The organism is Halalkalibacter akibai JCM 9157, from assembly GCF_000513135.1.
Lineage (GTDB): Bacteria > Bacillota > Bacilli > Bacillales > Bacillaceae_D > Halalkalibacter > Halalkalibacter akibai.
Window position 1 is genome coordinate 28,110 of the sequence record NZ_BAUV01000036.1, and the last position, 17,550, is coordinate 45,659.

Annotated in this window: 17 protein-coding genes and 1 pseudogene; 10 read left to right on the plus strand and 8 right to left on the minus strand. The window is 36.4% G+C overall.

The features are described 5' to 3' along the window. The first annotated feature begins 3 nt into the window (after nt 1-3). Complete coding sequence (locus tag JCM9157_RS16820; RefSeq protein ID WP_035666555.1) at nt 4-615, plus strand: DedA family protein; 612 nt, start codon at nt 4-6, stop codon at nt 613-615. Here the strand turns inward: JCM9157_RS16820 and JCM9157_RS16825 are convergent. From JCM9157_RS16825 to JCM9157_RS16835, 3 genes are all read right to left on the minus strand, one after another. Next, nucleotides 612-1,526, minus strand: coding sequence for a DMT family transporter (locus JCM9157_RS16825; protein ID WP_035666556.1), 915 nt, complete (start codon nt 1,524-1,526; stop codon nt 612-614). The genes JCM9157_RS16820 and JCM9157_RS16825 overlap by 4 nt on opposite strands. Before the next feature lie 107 nt (nt 1,527-1,633). Then, on the minus strand, nt 1,634-3,226 hold the full coding sequence (locus JCM9157_RS16830) for an ABC-F family ATP-binding cassette domain-containing protein (protein WP_035666557.1): 1,593 nt from the start codon (nt 3,224-3,226) through the stop codon (nt 1,634-1,636). Nucleotides 3,227-3,375: 149 nt separating this feature from the next. Next, entirely contained in the window at nt 3,376-3,639 is a 264-nt protein-coding gene (locus JCM9157_RS16835; protein ID WP_035666559.1) for a hypothetical protein, read from the minus strand. Nucleotides 3,640-3,715: 76 nt separating this feature from the next. On the opposite strand from JCM9157_RS16835, the gene recQ reads away from it, so the two are divergent. The 5 genes from recQ (at nt 3,716) to JCM9157_RS16860 (ending at nt 9,725) form a co-directional block, all read left to right on the plus strand. Then, entirely contained in the window at nt 3,716-5,833 is a 2,118-nt protein-coding gene (gene recQ, locus JCM9157_RS16840; protein WP_369384768.1) for a DNA helicase RecQ, read from the plus strand. Nucleotides 5,834-5,945: 112 nt separating this feature from the next. Then, nucleotides 5,946-6,794, plus strand: a complete 849-nt coding sequence (locus JCM9157_RS16845; RefSeq protein WP_035666560.1) for a DegV family protein — start codon at nt 5,946-5,948, stop codon at nt 6,792-6,794. 84 nt (nt 6,795-6,878) lie between these two features. After that, on the plus strand, nt 6,879-7,205 hold the full coding sequence (gene ytxJ / locus JCM9157_RS16850; RefSeq protein WP_035666561.1) for a bacillithiol system redox-active protein YtxJ: 327 nt from the start codon (nt 6,879-6,881) through the stop codon (nt 7,203-7,205). A gap of 365 nt (nt 7,206-7,570) precedes the next feature. Then, entirely contained in the window at nt 7,571-9,088 is a 1,518-nt protein-coding gene (locus JCM9157_RS16855; protein ID WP_035666562.1) for a malate:quinone oxidoreductase, read from the plus strand. Between the two features lie 301 nt (nt 9,089-9,389). After that, a complete protein-coding gene (locus JCM9157_RS16860) occupies nt 9,390-9,725 on the plus strand; it encodes an SCP2 sterol-binding domain-containing protein (protein ID WP_035666564.1) in 336 nt (111 codons plus the stop codon). A gap of 104 nt (nt 9,726-9,829) precedes the next feature. On the opposite strand, the gene JCM9157_RS16865 is transcribed toward JCM9157_RS16860, so the two are convergent. Beyond that, complete coding sequence (locus tag JCM9157_RS16865) at nt 9,830-11,368, minus strand: hypothetical protein (RefSeq protein WP_035666566.1); 1,539 nt, start codon at nt 11,366-11,368, stop codon at nt 9,830-9,832. A 166-nt stretch (nt 11,369-11,534) separates the two neighbouring features. Here JCM9157_RS16865 and JCM9157_RS16870 point away from each other — a divergent pair, with 166 nt between their 5' ends. From JCM9157_RS16870 to JCM9157_RS16880, 3 genes are all read left to right on the plus strand, one after another. Further along, nucleotides 11,535-12,425 (plus strand): DUF4349 domain-containing protein, encoded by an 891-nt coding sequence (locus JCM9157_RS16870; RefSeq protein WP_052013216.1) that lies wholly within the window; start codon nt 11,535-11,537, stop codon nt 12,423-12,425. Between the two features lie 242 nt (nt 12,426-12,667). Continuing rightward, on the plus strand, nt 12,668-13,123 hold the full coding sequence (locus JCM9157_RS16875; protein ID WP_035666567.1) for a divergent PAP2 family protein: 456 nt from the start codon (nt 12,668-12,670) through the stop codon (nt 13,121-13,123). Between the two features lie 75 nt (nt 13,124-13,198). Next, nucleotides 13,199-13,810 carry a DUF8580 domain-containing lipoprotein gene (locus JCM9157_RS16880; RefSeq protein WP_035666569.1) on the plus strand — a complete coding sequence of 204 codons (612 nt, stop codon included), beginning with the start codon at nt 13,199-13,201 and terminating at the stop codon, nt 13,808-13,810. Nucleotides 13,811-13,855: 45 nt separating this feature from the next. Here JCM9157_RS16880 and JCM9157_RS16885 read toward each other — a convergent pair whose 3' ends face one another. The 4 genes and pseudogenes from JCM9157_RS16885 to JCM9157_RS16900 form a co-directional block, all read right to left on the minus strand. Further along, the gene (locus JCM9157_RS16885) at nt 13,856-14,365 is read right to left on the minus strand and encodes a haloacid dehalogenase type II (RefSeq protein ID WP_235715041.1); all 510 of its coding nucleotides are present in this window, start codon (nt 14,363-14,365) and stop codon (nt 13,856-13,858) included. Nucleotides 14,366-14,656: 291 nt separating this feature from the next. Then, a complete protein-coding gene (locus JCM9157_RS16890; protein WP_035666571.1) occupies nt 14,657-15,178 on the minus strand; it encodes a GNAT family protein in 522 nt (173 codons plus the stop codon). Nucleotides 15,179-15,297: 119 nt separating this feature from the next. Next, a pseudogene (gene bshB2 / locus JCM9157_RS16895) lies at nt 15,298-15,968 on the minus strand (bacillithiol biosynthesis deacetylase BshB2). A gap of 14 nt (nt 15,969-15,982) precedes the next feature. Beyond that, nucleotides 15,983-16,330, minus strand: coding sequence for a YojF family protein (locus JCM9157_RS16900; RefSeq protein ID WP_035666572.1), 348 nt, complete (start codon nt 16,328-16,330; stop codon nt 15,983-15,985). Nucleotides 16,331-16,475: 145 nt separating this feature from the next. Here JCM9157_RS16900 and JCM9157_RS16905 point away from each other — a divergent pair, with 145 nt between their 5' ends. Beyond that, nucleotides 16,476-17,285: a S1C family serine protease gene (locus tag JCM9157_RS16905; protein ID WP_035666573.1), complete on the plus strand. Its 810-nt coding sequence runs from the start codon at nt 16,476-16,478 to the stop codon at nt 17,283-17,285. Nucleotides 17,286-17,550: the final 265 nt, after the last annotated feature.

Below are 17,550 nucleotides of genomic sequence, written 5' to 3' on the forward strand. Positions count from 1 at the left end.
AATATGGAAGAATTATTTGTTTTTATTGATTTTATTAAACAATATGGCTACATTGCCCTGTTTTTTATTGTAGCGATTGGCTTGTTTTTCTTTCCTGTCCCCAACGAAGTGCTTCTAATGAGTGGTGGGTTGCTTGCGACAACGAAACTACTAGATCCTATTCCTACTTTTCTAGTTCTTTTTAGTAGTATATTCTTGCATGGTACGATTTTGTTTGTAATAGGTCAGGTTATCTCTTTACACTCAAATATTGATAAAAATAAACACAAACACTCAGTCTGGTATTCTCGAGCAGAGAAAGGGAGAGAGCTGTTAGATGAGTACGGTCTGAAAGCTGCTAGTTTCAGTTATTTCTTTCCTGTTATCCGCCATGCAGTCCCTTTTAGTATAGGGATGTCGGGAATTAAGTATCGGCTATTTTCCATTGTTAGTTTTAGTTCTGCTTTCGTCTGGTTATCTATTTATTTCTTTATCGGTTTTTATTACGGAAGATCCATAACAGATTGGTCGAGCTTTGTTCAACATGTCCTCTACGCACTAGCTGCAGTAGCTATTGTACTAGTATCCGTACAAATAATAAAAAGAAAAAAACAGCGCCAGCGCCGTATGCTTTAAGAAACACGGGCTTGAGCTGTTTTTTTCTGTTTTTGTTTACTAGATGAGGTGGTTGCTAAAATAATAGAAGCAATAACTAAGCAGACACCAACCCATTGCCAGATAGTAAGAACATCTTGAAAAACTAAGAACCCAACACAAATAGCTACAACAGGTTCAATTGTTGACAAGATGGAAGCTCGAGAAGACTCAACATGACTTAAACCTTTCGTGTAAAGTAAAAAGGCAACGATTGTCGGTATAATCGCAAGACCGAGGCTGTTAAATAAAACTGGAGCTTCTAGAAACAAAGAAAGCTTTGTTGTAACCTGGCTCGTTGTTAGCATAAATAGAGCAGCGCAAAAGTAAGTATAGCCAGTTATAGTCAGTGCACCATAATAGCGACTGCTTACTTTAGCAAAAATACTATAAAGAGCGTAAAAGAAGCCAGAACCAATTCCAATTAAAAGGGTGGAAACAGTTATTACGCTATTAACGGATGGAAGAAAGCCAACTACAAATGCACAGCCGATTAAAGTGGCAATTATAGCAATTCCTTTTTGCAAAGTAAGAAGTTCTTTAAAAAAGATACGCGATAAAATCGTCACAAATAATGGTCCTGTATATAAAAGAACGACAGCTAATGAGAGATTTGCTTGTTCCATTACAGTGAAAAAGCACCAGTTGAAAAAAACTATGCTAATAATACCAGAGCCAATAAAGAGAGGGACGTGTTTCCAGTTAATTTTGAGAACGTCACGCTTCAATATGGCCATATAAGCCAGTAATAAAACGGCGGCAAAAATAGAGCGGATAGCAACGACTTCCCAAGGAGTGAAGCCATATTCATATAAATTCTGGACAAATAATCCGATAAGACCCCAACAAGCTGCTCCTAAAATGGCTAGTAAATAAGCGGTTTTAGCTTGCATAACGTATCTTTCCTCCTATGAAATTAACTATTTCAATATAAATAATATTTCGTTAATTTAACCGAATAAACAAGACGACTCAGTTGGAGTCGTCTTAAATCCTAAAGTTAGTTTTTCTTCGCTTGTAAATACTCATTATACGTCATTTGCTTATCAATTACCCCATCTTTGGTCAATTCAATTACACGATTGGCAATTGTTTCATTGAACTGATGGTCATGTGATGTAAAGATCATGGCACCTTTATAGTTAATTAAACCATTATTCACGGCTGTAATCGATTCTAAGTCAAGGTGATTGGTTGGTTCATCTAAAAGCAAGACGTTAGCGCCACTCAACATCATTTTAGAGAGCATACAACGAACTTTTTCCCCTCCTGAAAGAACATTTGCTTTTTTCTTTACTTCTTCTCCTGAGAAGAGCATACGCCCTAAGAAACCACGTAGAAATGTATCACTATCATCTTGTGGTGAATATTGACGTAGCCAGTCAACTAAGTTTAGGTCACAGCCTTCGAAGAATTTTGAGTTATCTTTCGGGAAATAAGCTTGTGAGGTTGTGATTCCCCATTTAAAAGTTCCACTGTCAGGCTCCATTTCACCTGCTAAAATTTTAAACAAAGTCGTTTTAGCAATTTCGTTCTCACCGACTAAAGTGATTTTATCTTCTTTTTCCATCACGAAGCTGACATTGTTTAGAACTTTCTCACCATCTATCGTTTTTGTAAGTCCCTCTACACGTAATACATCATTTCCGATTTCGCGTTCCGGAGTGAAGTGAACGTATGGATATTTTCTAGAAGATGGTCGAATGTCATCAAGCTCAATTTTATCAAGAAGCTTCTTACGAGAAGTCGCTTGCTTTGACTTAGAAGCATTGGCACTAAACCGGGCGATAAAGGCTTGTAATTCTTTGATTTTTTCTTCTTTTTTCTTGTTTTGATCTTGAGCCATTCTTTGAGCCAATTGACTAGATTCATACCAAAAGTCATAATTCCCAACGTAGATTTGGATTTTTCCAAAGTCCAAGTCAGCAATGTGCGTACAAACTTTATTAAGAAAATGACGGTCATGGGAAACGACAATGACTGTATTTTCGAAGTTGATTAAAAACTCTTCAAGCCACTCAATTGCTTTAATATCTAAATGGTTGGTCGGCTCATCTAGAAGTAATACATCTGGTTCACCAAAGAGAGTTTGAGCAAGAAGAACTTTTACTTTTTCTGCCCCAGCTAGATCAGCCATTTTCTTTGTGTGTAGTTCTTCTGAGATCCCTAAACCTTTTAACAGGATAGCAGCTTCAGATTCAGCTTCCCACCCGTTCATTTCTGCAAATTCACCTTCGAGTTCAGCCGCTTTAATCCCGTCTTCGTCGGTAAATTCTTCTTTCATATAAATGGCATCTTTTTCTTGCATAACTTGATAAAGTCTAGCGTGACCCATAATAACAGTTGTTAGTACTTCTTGTTCTTCGTATTCAAAATGATTTTGTTTTAATACTGCTAATCTTTGCCCTGGTTTCATGTGAACATCGCCTTGCTGAGCGTCAATGTCACCTGATAGAATTTTTAAAAAAGTCGATTTACCAGCTCCGTTTGCTCCGATTAACCCGTAGCAGTTTCCTGGCGTGAATTTAATATTAACATCTTCAAATAGTTTGCGGTCTCCATACTGCAAACCAACATTAGTTACTGTAATCATAAATATGTATGCCTCCAATGTCCATAATCGAATGAATTATACCATTCATTGTAGACATGGGGCTAGTTTTCTAACAAATTTTTTTAAAGTGATCTCGTTTTCGACAAATACTCGACCAGATTAGACATGCGTGGTACGATTAAAATTAATTAAATAAACCAGAAAAAATAGACCGCTAAACCACCAACTGTTGCTAGCATGGTGATTGTCAATAGCTTAGTGGACTTCATCGAATAGTTAACAATGATCGCTCCTAATAAAACAGAAAAATACAGTGAAAAATCTAATGGGAAAAGTCTTATTGCAGAAACAAATCTGACACCAGTAAAGATTGTAATGAATAAAGGTGCTAACATAATTAATGAAACAATTACTAAGCAAACCGTATTCTTTTGATTTAACGTCAAGTTCATGACTTCACCTCATTATTGTTTTTACGTTTAAGTTGTCCAACATAAGCTATCTCATTCAAAAAAGGAGGATTGGGACGTGAGCGTGAACAACGAGAAACTACAATTAGCGCTAGAAAAATTAAAATCCATTTACGGGTATCATTCCTTTAGAAACGGTCAACGACAAATTATTAAGCAAATTTTGGATGGAACAGATACGATTGGAATCATGCCTACAGGCGGAGGGAAATCGTTATGCTATCAGATTCCAGCTCTCATTTTAGATGGACTTACGCTTGTTATATCACCATTAATTTCTTTAATGAAAGATCAAGTTGATGCGTTAACTGAATTAAATGTTCCAGCTACATACTTAAATAGTTCATTATCAGCAAAAGAAGAACACGAAAGAGTCCAACAAATTAAACAGGGTTTTTATAAATTAGTTTACGTTGCTCCTGAGAGGTTGGAACAATATCAATTCCAACAATTAATCAATCAATTACCACTCTCATTAGTTGCGATTGATGAGGCACACTGTATGTCGCAGTGGGGGCATGATTTTAGACCTAGCTACTTATCTATATCTTCTTGGTTAGAACACCTTAACCAAAAACCAGTAGTACTAGCTTTGACAGCTACGGCGACAAAACAGGTGTGTAAAGATTTACAACAGTTTTTAGGTATTGACGAAGACTATGTTATTACGACAGGTTTTGAACGCGCGAACCTTACCTTTCAAGTAAAAAAAGGGCTAGACAAAAAACGCTATCTCGACTCTTTTTTGAAATCAAAAAGAAAAGAATCAGGGGTTATTTATGCATCGACTCGTAAAGAAGTTGAACAAATCTATGCCCATCTAAGAAGAGATGGCATAGAAGTTGCTGCATACCATGGTGGCATGAGCGAGGAGGACAGAACAAGAAGTCAAGAAGCGTTTATCCACGATGAAGTAAAGATAATAGTAGCTACCAATGCATTTGGGATGGGGATCGACAAGTCTAATGTTCGATTTGTGATTCACTATAATATTCCGCGAACGATAGAAGCGTACTATCAAGAAGCCGGGAGAGCAGGACGAGATGGGGAAGAAAGTGAATGTATTCTTTTATTTAGTTCTCAAGACGTTAGAACTCAAGCCTTCTTAATAGAACAATCGGATAGAAATGCTGACAGACAAGAGATGGAATACAAGAAATTACAACAAATGACTGCATTTTCACACACAGAACGTTGTTTGCAACAATATATTTTGCTTTATTTTGGTGATGCTACAAATAAGACATGCGGAAAATGTTCCAACTGCCTTCAAACGGGAGAAAAGGTTAACAAAACAAGAGAAGCTCAAATGGTGTTTTCGACTGTGAAACGAGTGAGGGAACGTTTTGGAAAAACGATTATTGCACAAGTATTAGTAGGATCTTCAAGTCAAAAAATCAAACAATCACAATTAACTAATGTATCCACTTATGGTTTACTTAAAGACTGGACTCAAAAAGATGTTGCGGAGTTTATCGATATTTTAACAGCTGAAGAATACTTACTACCAGCTGGGACCACGTATCCAACACTACAATTAACTGAAAAAGCTTTAAATGTTCTGCTAGGACAAGCTGAGGTTTTTGTTACTGAAACACAGACTTTGAAAGAGCCTGAGGAACAAGATGATGTGTTTGAAGCCTTAAGAGAACTAAGAAAGCAGTTATCAACAGAAAGCAAACTACCGCCATATATGATCTTTTCCGATAAAACGTTAAGAGAGATGAGTCGTTATATTCCAACTACTGATGAAGAATTTTCAACGATTTCTGGAGTCGGACAAATGAAACAAGAAAAGTACGGGGAAGTTTTTCTAGAGGTTCTAAGAAAGCATAAGGATAAACAGCCAGGTGAAATCGTAAAATTGGAAGTTGTCAAAAGAACTTCTTCCAAAAAAGGGCAATACAAGGAAACCGCTCATCGCTTTTTAGAAGGCGAAACGATTGAGGAGTTAGCGATTTCGCTTGGAATTTCTGAGCAGACGATCATTAAACATTTGCTGAGAGCGCAGCAAGATGGGATTGAACTTAATCTCTCGAATTATGTGGATGAGAATGACCGTATATTAATCCTAGAAGCAGTTCAGCAAATAGGTGATGAAAGGTTAAAGCCTTTAAAAGATGCTTTACCTGAACATATATCTTATCGAGATATTCACTTTACTATAGGAAAGTAATTCAAAGGATTTATTTACTATGTTATGATAAAATTGGACATGTATATTAAGAGAAGTTAATGTTTTTTATAGATAAATAAGATGGTGGGAACCAAAAGGGGAATGTAGAAAAATGGCTATAAAAATTGTAACTGACTCAACAAGTGATTTATCACCAGAAATAATTGACCAATATGGAATTGAAATTATCCCGTTATCAATTTCAGTTAAAGGGAAAACATACTTAGATGGAGTAGATATAACAAAAAAAGAATTTGTGAACTTGTTAACATCTTCTGAAGAACTCCCAAAGAGTTCTCAACCATCTGTTGGTTATTTTGAACAAACGTATCGGAGACTCTTAGCAGAACCGGGAGTAACACATGTAATCTCTATCCATCTTACAGAGGGAATGAGTGGTACTGTGAACTCAGCGCAAACAGGGGCAGATTTGGTAGGGGATCAGGTTACCGTAATTAACTCGAAATTTATCTCTCACGCCATGAGTTTTCAAGTAATTGAAGCAGCGGAAATGGCAGAAAAAGGTCATTCCGTTGAAGAGATTGTGACTCGTTTGCAAGAAATTCAAGCTAATACTTCTCTTTACTTAATGGTTGATACATTAGAATACCTTGCTAAGGGAGGTCGGATTGGGCGAGGGAAAGCTCTACTAGGATCTTTATTAAAAATTAAGCCGATTGCTTCCCTCGCTGATGGTGTTTATACACCTGTAAATAAGGTCCGGACTCATTTACAAATGATTGAATATTTTAAGAAACAATTCCTTGAAGAAACAGATGGATTAAAAGTAAAGGCAATTGGTATTGCGCAAGTTGAAGCTGAAGTTTTAGCCAATAAACTTAAAGATGCGATTCAACAAGTGAAAAATATTCCTGTCACAATCACAGAAACATCGCCTGTCATTAGCACACATACAGGACCGGGAGCAGTTGCTTTAATGTACTACACAGATAAGGATTAAATTCTTTAATCGTTTTATTAGCTTTTCTAAAGGTAATAAAAGAGCCTTAGAAAGTATTAACTACAAGAAGGAGTGTGTGTTGCAATGATACTTTTAGAAACTCTAGAAGATTGGGGAAATTTGTACGAAGCAACCCAAAATAAAACAGTTATCTTACTTAAGCACAGTACAACTTGTCCAGTTAGTGCAGCTGCATATGATGAATTTCAAGATTTTCAAGAGGAACATTCAAATTTAGAGTTTGCACTTGTTAAGGTAATTGAACATAGACCCGTTTCTAATGCGATTGCTGAACAATTAGGCGTTAAACATGAATCACCGCAGTGTTTTATTATCAAAGATAAGCAAGTTATATGGGTTGATTCACATTGGAAAATAACAGCTAAGAACCTAAAAAATGCTGTAAGCTAATTTTAAGAGAGTAGTTTAAACCAAATCGATGAGGTTTGGTTTTTTCTTGTGATAATTGAACGGATAAACAACAGCGATCGGTATAACGAAAATTTCTGTTATTTTAGGTACTAGAAGGTTGTAACATTTTAACAATTTTAGTTGATTGTGAGTGTATTGTTAGCGAAAATGGGTGCTTTGTATTAACGGTAACTCTCAGATCCGTATAAATAAATCTTTTAATCTAGTGTTCAAAATGATAAACTAAGACTAGGTATAATTGATCCAGAAAAGATGTGTGCCGTGGTCGCGTCCTGGCTTATTTCGCGCCTGGCAGGGAGCGCTTACATCCTTTCTGCAAATCTTAGCGTATAAGGAAGGTAAAAATGAGCAACAGACAAACTAAAACAGACGTTATCTTAATTGGTGCTGGTGCTATGAGTGCGACTTTAGGGATACTTCTAAAAGAATTAGTACCGGATTGGAATATTAAAGTCTTTGAAAAGCTGTCTAACGCAGGAGAAGAAAGTTCTAATGAATGGAATAATGCCGGTACAGGGCATGCTGCATTATGCGAACTTAACTATACCGATGAAAAATCGGATGGAACTGTAGATATTAGTAAAGCTATAAAAATTAATGAGCAATTTCAGGTTTCGTTACAATTTTGGTCTTATCTTGTAAATAGCAACTTGCTTCGTAATCCACAGGATTTTATCATGCCTTTACCACACATGAGTTTGGTACAAGGAGAGCAGAATGTAAGATTTCTAAAGAATCGTTTTGAAGCAATGTCAAAGAATCCGTTGTTTGAAGGGATGGAATTTTCTGATGACCCAGTAAAACTATCGGAATGGATGCCACTTGTTATGCAAGACCGAGCAACTGACGAACCAATTGCAGCAACGAAAATTGACTCTGGTACGGATGTTAATTTTGGCGCTTTAACGCGTATGATGTTCGATCATCTAGAAAACGAACAAGTTGAAATTAATTATAGACATAGTGTTAATGATATTAAGCGAACTACTGACGGTTTGTGGGAGTTAAAAGTTCGCAATCTCGAAAGCGGTACTGTTGAACATCACACTGCTAAATTCGTCTTTATCGGGGGCGGAGGAGGAAGTTTACACCTTCTTCAGAAATCTGGAATTCCTGAGGGGAAACACATTGGAGGATTTCCGGTTAGCGGTATTTTCATGGTGTGTAATAATCCAGATGTTGTTAAGCAGCATCATGCCAAGGTTTATGGCAAAGCGAAGGTTGGAGCTCCGCCAATGTCAGTTCCACATCTAGATACTCGCTTTATTGATAACAAAAAATCATTACTATTTGGACCTTTTGCTGGTTTTACTCCGAAATTTTTGAAACATGGGTCCATGTTTGATCTGATAACTTCCGTAAAACCAGATAATCTTTTAACTATGTTGGCAGCCGGTGTAAAAAATGTTTCATTGACAACATATTTAATTAACCAAGTAATGTTATCAAAAGAAAAGCGCTTAGAAGAATTACGTGAATTCTTTCCGAATGCTAAAAGTGAGGATTGGGATCTAGTTGTAGCCGGTCAACGTGTTCAAGTGATTAAAGACACCGAGGCTGGTGGCAAAGGCACGCTTCAATTCGGTACGGAAGTGGTAAGTGCAGCAGACGGATCGATAGCGGCACTACTTGGAGCTTCTCCAGGGGCTTCAACAGCTGTTCATGTAATGCTAGAAGTGATTACAAAATGCTTCCCAGAACAACTAAAAGAATGGGAACCAAAAATAAAAGAAATGATTCCATCTTACGGAATGTCGTTAATGGAAAACCCTGAATTACTAAAAGAAGTTCATACTTCAACAGCCCAGACTCTCGGCTTATCAGGGTCAGAAGAAGATCGTCAAGAAAAATTAAAAGCATAAGTTGCCATATGGCAATTTATGCTTTTTTCCTGTATTTTCTGAGCTAAATTCGTTCGAAAATGTACTTGATCTTATTTACTTTCTTTCTTGCTTTTTTTAGCCATTTGAATATATGTAAAAATTAAACAACCAGCTCCTAGAAAAGAACAAGCATATTGTAAGATTCTCATTGTTTCCATGTCATAACCTCCTATCATTAATACTATTTTCCTGAATTTCGATAATATTCGTCAAAATAAAAAAGGAATCGCTTACATCAACGGCGAATAAAATGAAAGAGAAACTAAGGGAGGTAAGAGTAATGAGCGTAGTAAACGAGCTTAAGGTTTTTATAAATAAGGTAAATGAGTTTCCAGAGCATATTAAAGAAGAAAAAAATCGAGTATTTCAATTTGACATAACGGATTCTAACACTGTTCAAGTGGAGCTAAAGGAGGGGCAAGCTTTCTTACATGAGGAGGTTCACGCAGAACCTGATGTCACGTTAATTCTTTCTGAAAAACATTTATTGAAATTACTTGCAGATGATCTGAACACAACAATGGCCTTTATGACAGGTCAATTAAAAGTGGATGGCAAGATGGGACTTGCGTTGAAGCTACAAGAAATCGTTAAGAAATATCAGGCAATCGAATAACAAGTGAGTAATATGATATTACTGAACAAAAAAAGCTAGGAATGGCTCCTAGCTTTCTTTGTTTACAAAAGTATTGCTTACGAAGAATATTTTAAAAAGGTTTTCTAAGAAAGAAATATTGCATAGGAGACACCTATTACACCAATTAAAGCTAATATATAAACAGGTTTAACTGGCATTTCTCCATCTCTTTCCATCGCTTTTCCAAACATATAGAAAACAAGTGGATGGACTAAAAATGGCATAGAGAAAATAAATGGAATTAATAAAGCAGCGTCCATCCCAAACATTTCTCCTTGAATCGCTGCAAATAGGCCGAAGTGTGAGATTGCTGATGTTTGAGCCATTGCAGTGTATTCAAAGGACATAGTGCTTAAGCTAAGTAAGGCAAGCCCTCCAAAAACAGCACAAATTTGCCAGCCAAATGAGAATTGCATTAAAGCTTTAACCTCTTTACGATCATCTCCGTTAGCCTTTCGTAAATTTAATAACGAGTAAAGTGTTAAGCCAATTCCGACAGCAACGATTAAAGCAGTTGGACCAAGCCACAATGAACCTCGTTCCGCACTAATGGCCAATACAGAGAATACAAATACATGACCAAAGAACGGAATATTAATCATGATCGGTGCACGTTTGGCTGCGACTTTTCCGAAATCTCCAGCAGTACAAGCTCCTGTAAGACCGGAGTGAGAAAGTGATCCAGCCATTCCTGGTGCTAAGTTACGTGTATGGGCTGTTTTAGCAATCAACATTACTAATGCAATTCCACCAAACATCCAAAACAACTGACCGAAAAATCCGTAAGCCAACACGGAATTCATTCCTTCAATTACAAAGGCATCACCAATTCGAGAGCCACCAACCATGAAATTGGCCGCTAGCACTACTGGAATTCCTGCGAATAAAAGGGCGCGAACAGTAGGTCCGAATGCCCAATTATAAAATACTGCTCCTAGTGCAGCTGATATCATCATGGCAAAGAAAATTTGAGGTAGTGCAATAATCGTACTAAATGCTTGTGCGATATGAAAGGAAATGACGAGAACGACGATAATAAGAAACAGTTCAATTAAGCCCTTTCTAATGTAAAGGTGTTTATTCTTAATTTGAGCACGATTGTCTATAAAAATAATTGCTAACACAATTCCAATATAAGCAATCAAAGGATTGTATAAGGCTAACCCTTCTACATTCTGTCCTTGTAAGATCATTCTCGTAAAGCCTTCAATTCCAAGTAAGAGAAAAAACGCTCGTATAATAAAGATGAACTGTGTCCGACTTGTACCTAGAATGGTTTCCTCATCAGACGGTACAACAATATCATCTACTTCAAGATCCTTGTTTCCGAGTATCTTTCTTAGTTCTTGACCACCAACAAAGAAAGAAACAATAAGAGCAATAATTGTTGTTCTTGCCATTAAATCAACAAACGGGAACTCTGTTAAACCGGGAGAAGCAATGCCAACGTTGACTAAAATAAAGCCAAGCAAAAGGCCAAAAATAACAATAATTAAAATAGGTGAAAATCTAGTACCTGCTACAACTGTTCTTGAAATAAGAACCATAGGGACCAGGAAAAACAATAAGATCCAAAACTGATTAATGATTTGTAAATGAGTAATCTGATCAATTATTTCCATTACATAGCTCCTTTTATCATTTTGCTTATAAAGCTTACCTTATTCGAAACTTAGAGTAAATCACTGTAAGCCTATACATGTATTAACCAGAATAGTAAATTAATTTGTTGTAACTTAATTGGCTTTTTGTGCGTTTAATTAATAAATAGAGAATTAGAGGTGGGTCATGAAAAAGCTTAAACTTTTCTTCATGTTTAGCTTAGTATTTGTCATAATTGCATGCAGTAATCAAAGTCACGATACCGAAATGGCCAATGAGGTTGCTATGGATGGGGATATGAGTACGTCCAAATCGTATGGTGGTGAACGTGGCATTGAGGAAATGGAGATGGCTGAGGAAGCTGTTATGATGGACAGTGCCGTTTCCAACGATAATCGTAAAGTAATTTATCATGGCAACTTCATGATTGAGGTTAAAGATTATCAAAAAGCGCGAGATGAGATTCAAAAGAAAGTAACCAGTGTTGGTGGCTATATTGTCGATTCTTATTACTATGAGCAAGGAGAGAATCAACCATCTGGATCAATGGTTCTTCGTTTACCTAAGCAAGAATTTCAGCCGATGATTTCACAACTAGTGGCAAGTGATTGGAAAATTATCGAACAACAAACGTCTGGAAATGATGTTACAGAGGAATATGTAGATCTCGAATCTAGGTTAAAGGCAAAACGAGTGGTTGAAGAACGGTTATTATCGTTTATGAATGATGCGACCAATACAGAAAACTTACTTAAAATTTCTAAGGAATTAGCTCAAGTGCAAGCAGAAATTGAACAGATGCTCGGAAGAAAACAGTATTTAAACAACCAGGTTGAGTATGCAACCTTAAGTATACACATACAAGAAAATAGTTTAGCAACAAGTATTCAAAGTGAAGATCTAAATACGTGGGACCGCTCGAAGAAACTTTTTATAGATACGATTAATGTCTTAATTAAAGCAAGTTCCAGTGTATTCGTTTTCTTGATTGGGTTAAGTCCTGTCATAATACCAATTGCTTTTCTACTGTTTATCTTTATTTATACTAGGAAGAAAAATCAAAAACTAAATCAGTAAATGATTTCCTCATACAAGAATGTGTAAATTGGTTTATTGGCGATTGTCTCCATTCATTTAAAGGGAAAAACATTTTTAAAAGCTTATTTAAAACGAAAAAACCTCAAAAAGCGTTATGATTATTTATTTAATCAAACGCTTTTTTGTTTTAACGACAGTTATCCTTTTGCTGGCAGAAAAATGAAAATGAATGATGAATAGAAGTATCTCTTCTTTCAAACGATAGAAACGAGGTGAATTCTATGAATCGTCCAATGATTACAGCATTAACGACAATTGGTATTGCACAGACATTAAAGATCCCTATCAATAAAGCACAAACGGGGAAATGGGAACCGTCGATCTTTTTTGAAACGGGTGGTATGCCTAGCTCTCATTCTGCTGGTGTTTCTGCATTAGCTACTTTTGTTGCATTAGATCGTGGCATTTCTTCAGTTGATTTTGCATTGTCAACGGTTTTTGGATTAATTGTCATGTACGATGCCCAAGGAATCCGAAGACAAACAGGGGAATTAACCATTAAAGTAAATGAAATGGACCAAGAACTTGAACAATTAAACGGAATGCATAAACAAGTTACAAACCAAGAAAGAACGAACCAACTAAAGGAAAGATTAGGGCATCTGCCTGAAGAAGTCCTTGGAGGAGCGTTATTAGGCTTATTTACAGGAACATTAAGTTATTTATTAACTCGTTAGAACAAATGAAACCTTTAAAAGAGCTTATTCGTTTCATAAGTAAATAATGAATATTTACTTATGGAGGTTGTAATCATGTTAAAACAGTTATTAAAAGCTGGATTGGTGGTAGCAGTAAGTATCGGCCTTGTTGCTTGTGGTACTAATGATACATCAGAGTTAGAAGATGTAACAAGTGGTGATGAAGAGGTAGTGGAAGTAGATCCTGCAGTAGCAGGAGGAAGTGATGCTTCAGAGATTAAGGAGATCCCCGTTCACGTAGAAGGCGAAACAGAAATGAGAAAAGCCCAGTTTAACAGAAGCGGACTTGGTTACTCCATTTATGTTCTAGAGGATTTTCAACTTGAAAGTGAAGAGCCTAATCGTGATATTATTTACTCAAAGTTTGACCAACATTATTTTGCTCGTGTGATAGTTCATGGTCCAGATGCAGATGCCGAGAATATAAAAAAGAATCTACTGGAACATGCAGAAGGAGATATAGAGGAGTTGGAAGTGCCACTCTCTAATGTTGAATTTGCTCTTCACGAAATGGTGGAGTCAAATGGTGAAAAAACATCGATCAAACACTTAGCTAAAAAATATAATGGTCAATTAATTGAGTTTACATTGTTCCTACCTGAAAGAGAACCAATTGAGGGGATGGAACCGAGTTTCTGGGCTATGCTTGAAACGGTTGATTATTAATGAATAGTAGAAGTACATTGGTATGACCAATGTACTTTTTGAATTTTAAAACTCATGCTTTACAGTTAATTGCCCCAAATGTTCTATTATCACATCAGGCTGAACTCCCAATTCGTCAAAAGCCTTTTGTGACCGGTTGATCCAACAAACATGGAATCCAAATGTTTTTGCCCCACATGCATCCCAGGGGTTTGAAGTGATAAATAAAATTTCATCTTTCTGATAACCCGTTTTTAAAACACCTTGCTGATATACGTCCATTGAGGGTTTATATTTCCTTAACTCATCAACACTTATTATATGTGAAAAATGTTGAGACAGATCCGCTCGTTCAACAACCTTATTCAACATATCCGGTGATCCATTCGATAAGATAGATAGTTGTTTCGAGTCTAATGATTGTAATGCTTCTTTTACTTCAGGAAAAGGGGTTAATCTCGAATAGGCTTTTAATAACTTGGCTAAAACAATTTCGTCTTGCTCAAGCTTTAATTCATTTAAAGTGAAGATTAATGCATCTTTAGTGACGACCTGAAAGTCTTCATAGCTCTCCATCAAAGTTCTTAGCCACGTATATTCAAGTTGCTTTTGTCTCCATAATTGACTTATGTTATACCGTTTTCAGGGTAGTACTGTTCACAAACTTGTGTAATAGAATGTACATCAAATAAAGTTCCATAAGCATCAAACAAGATGGCTTTAATTTGCAAGTCTGACAACTCCTTAATACACTCAATTGTTAAAGCGTTTACAATGTTAATTCTATAAGTTAAAGAGAAAATCCTATTGTAGTCATAAAAAAACAAAAGTTTACGAAAATAGCTTCACAAAAAATAAAACCCCATTCTACAAATGGGGCTGGCAAACGATTGAGCCACTTTGATTTTCGTGGTCAATCTCAACATCAAAATCATGTTTTTCATAAAAATGGATGAGTCTGTCAAGATGGTCCCAATCACGTTTGGCGAGGTCGCCTTTGATGTATTGGACGTTTTGTTCTTGTGCATACTCTTTTAAGTAATCCATACAAATCGAGCCATAACCCTTGTTTTCTTCGCCTTTGATGTCACCAATATGGATGGTCGATTCATTTTCATATTTTGCTTGAATCGAAAAATCCCAGTGGCCATGGTACGCGGAGTCACAGTCGTTTAGCATGATTTTGCAGGCATGCCCATCATCTACTATAGACACAATCACCCATTTTTCTTCTCTTGTTTGTTCAATTCCAACGATTTGCGATTTTTTCGCAATTTCTTTCATGTTTTCTTGCATTCTAAACACTTGAAATTCAAGTTCCTCTAAATTTTGCTTTAATTCTTCGGGGTCTTTTTTCTCCTCATAAGCCCCAAGCCTAGTTAAAAGCACCGAATCAGTCCCTTCATCTCTTATACAAGTTATATATTATAAGGGGACTAGTAAAATTGTGCAAGTCCTAATTGAAAAAAGGTGTATCCAAAAAGTTATTTCTGGATACACCTTTTTAGTTAATTATGAAATGGATAAGTCCAGAAACGTTCAGTGTGAAGCCACTCAAGCGCTACTTTATCCCCGTTTTCCCATTTTGGCTCCATTTCCTTTAACATCCAAGCTGTTTGAGAGAGATGAGCTTTCATAGCAGCTTTCTTTTGTTCGGCAAACTTTGAAACATTGATAATGTGATCAGGTGGACCAATTTCCTGTTCATGATTATTAGCAAAAGCTACACAATGAAGTGTAGGGCGAGCATCTTTATCCATTCGTTCCATTGCTCGAACGACTGCTCTTCCCGTTGCATCATGATCGGGGTGAACTGAATATTCAGGATAAAAGCTAATGACAAGCGAAGGGTTTAATTCATGAATAAGCGCTTCGACTAATTGAACCATTTTTTCATCATTTTCGAATTCAATTGTTTTGTCTCGAAATCCAAGCATTCTTAAATCTTGAATGCCCATGGCTTCAGCTGCTTTTATCAATTCCTGTTTACGAATCTTTGGAAGTGACTCTCGTGTAGCAAAGGGAGGATTGCCTAAGTTTCTTCCCATTTCACCAAGTGTTAAACATGCATATGTAACAGGGGTTCCATTAGCTATGTGCATAGAGATCGTTCCTGATACTCCAAAGGCTTCATCATCTGGGTGGGAAAGATGACGAGAACTTGATCTTCTTTATTCATGGTAAGTCTCCTCTCTATTCAAAAGGTGTTTTACTAATTTCGAGTGCAACACCTAGTTTTCCATCATGACCGTGACCTGCTAGTAATAACCTACCAGCGCTGTCTAGTTCAAAATGAGTTAAACCTTCTGCATATACCCAACCAATTTCAATCTTTAAACCTACTCGGTACGGTCCAGAACCAATTATTTTACCATGTTCATATTGAACTTTGGCATTTCGAATATAAGCACTAGCAGAATAAAAGGACTCATCATTATGAGAAGCATAAGCCCCATTTGTCGTCTCTAAATGCAAATATACTTCTTGTTTAGCGAATAAGTCTATTAAATGCTGTACTTCTTCGATTTGAATTAATTCCATTTATTAGCCCCCTATCTATTTTTATCTTTACTATAGTATAAAGCAAAATTAAGCTAGCGACCAATATAGAGGTTTGTCATCATCTTTTGTTTTTTGGTAAACTTGAAGGAAGAAATCAATAAGTCTCTGTTAAAGGGGAGATCATATGAAAGACGAAGGTAAATTTGAAGAGGATCAACCAAAAGAAGAGGAATATGTTCCGACTCCAGAAGACTTTTTATTTGATGAAGAAGAAACAGAGGAAGACATAGAAAAGAAAAAGTCCCAAAAGTTTATGAGACGTTTTATCGGGATTGGGATTGCTGTTGTGTTAATTTTACAAGGAGCCAATATTTGGTTTTCCCTTTTTTCTAAAGATAATCGTGAACTAGCTCGAACCTCAGAAGAGTTAAGTCAGTATGAACATATTATTAATTATAAAGAAGCAGTCGTTACAATACAGGGAAATGGAGGCAAAGGAACAGGCTTTGCTATATCAGATGATGGATATATTTTGACGAACCACCATGTTATTGACAATCGACAACCATTAGCCGCTGTGTTTCCGGGCGGAGAAATATATCATGTTGATGTTTTGCAATCGGATGAAGACTTGGATGTAGCACTTTTAAAAGTGGAAGGAGAAAATTTACCTCATCTACCTTTACGAATTTCTGATGCAAAAGAGCATGAGAGTATATATGTAATTGGTAATCCACTTACACAGACCCAAATAGTAAACGAAGGTGAAATCGTTAATAATGAACAGCCTTACCAAGTGATGAAAATTACGAATCCCATTTTCCCAGGGCATTCAGGAAGTCCGGTAATCTCTCAAGCTGGTGAAGTTGTTGGAATTGTTTATGCAAGAATGATTCCCTCGATCGGGAATCAAGAAGAAGGTCATGGTTTAGCTATACCTATAGAACAAGTCTTTGAGTTTATTCCTGAATTAAAACAGATTGTTAGTGAATAACAAGAGTAAAATTATCAGTTTAGAATAGCTAATTTATTCAATGAAGGTTTATTGTAGGTTGTTTTAAGTCTTCATAAGAACGATAAAAACCAATACTAAGCTATTTAGTTCAAGAGAAGGTCTTCATGAGGTTGATGAAGACCGGAACGAAGCTCAATAGTTCAAGAAAAGGTCTTCATAAGGTTGATGAAGACCGAAATGAAGCGCATTAGTTCAAGAAAAGGTCTTCATAAGGTTGATGAAGACCGAAATGAAGCTCAATAGT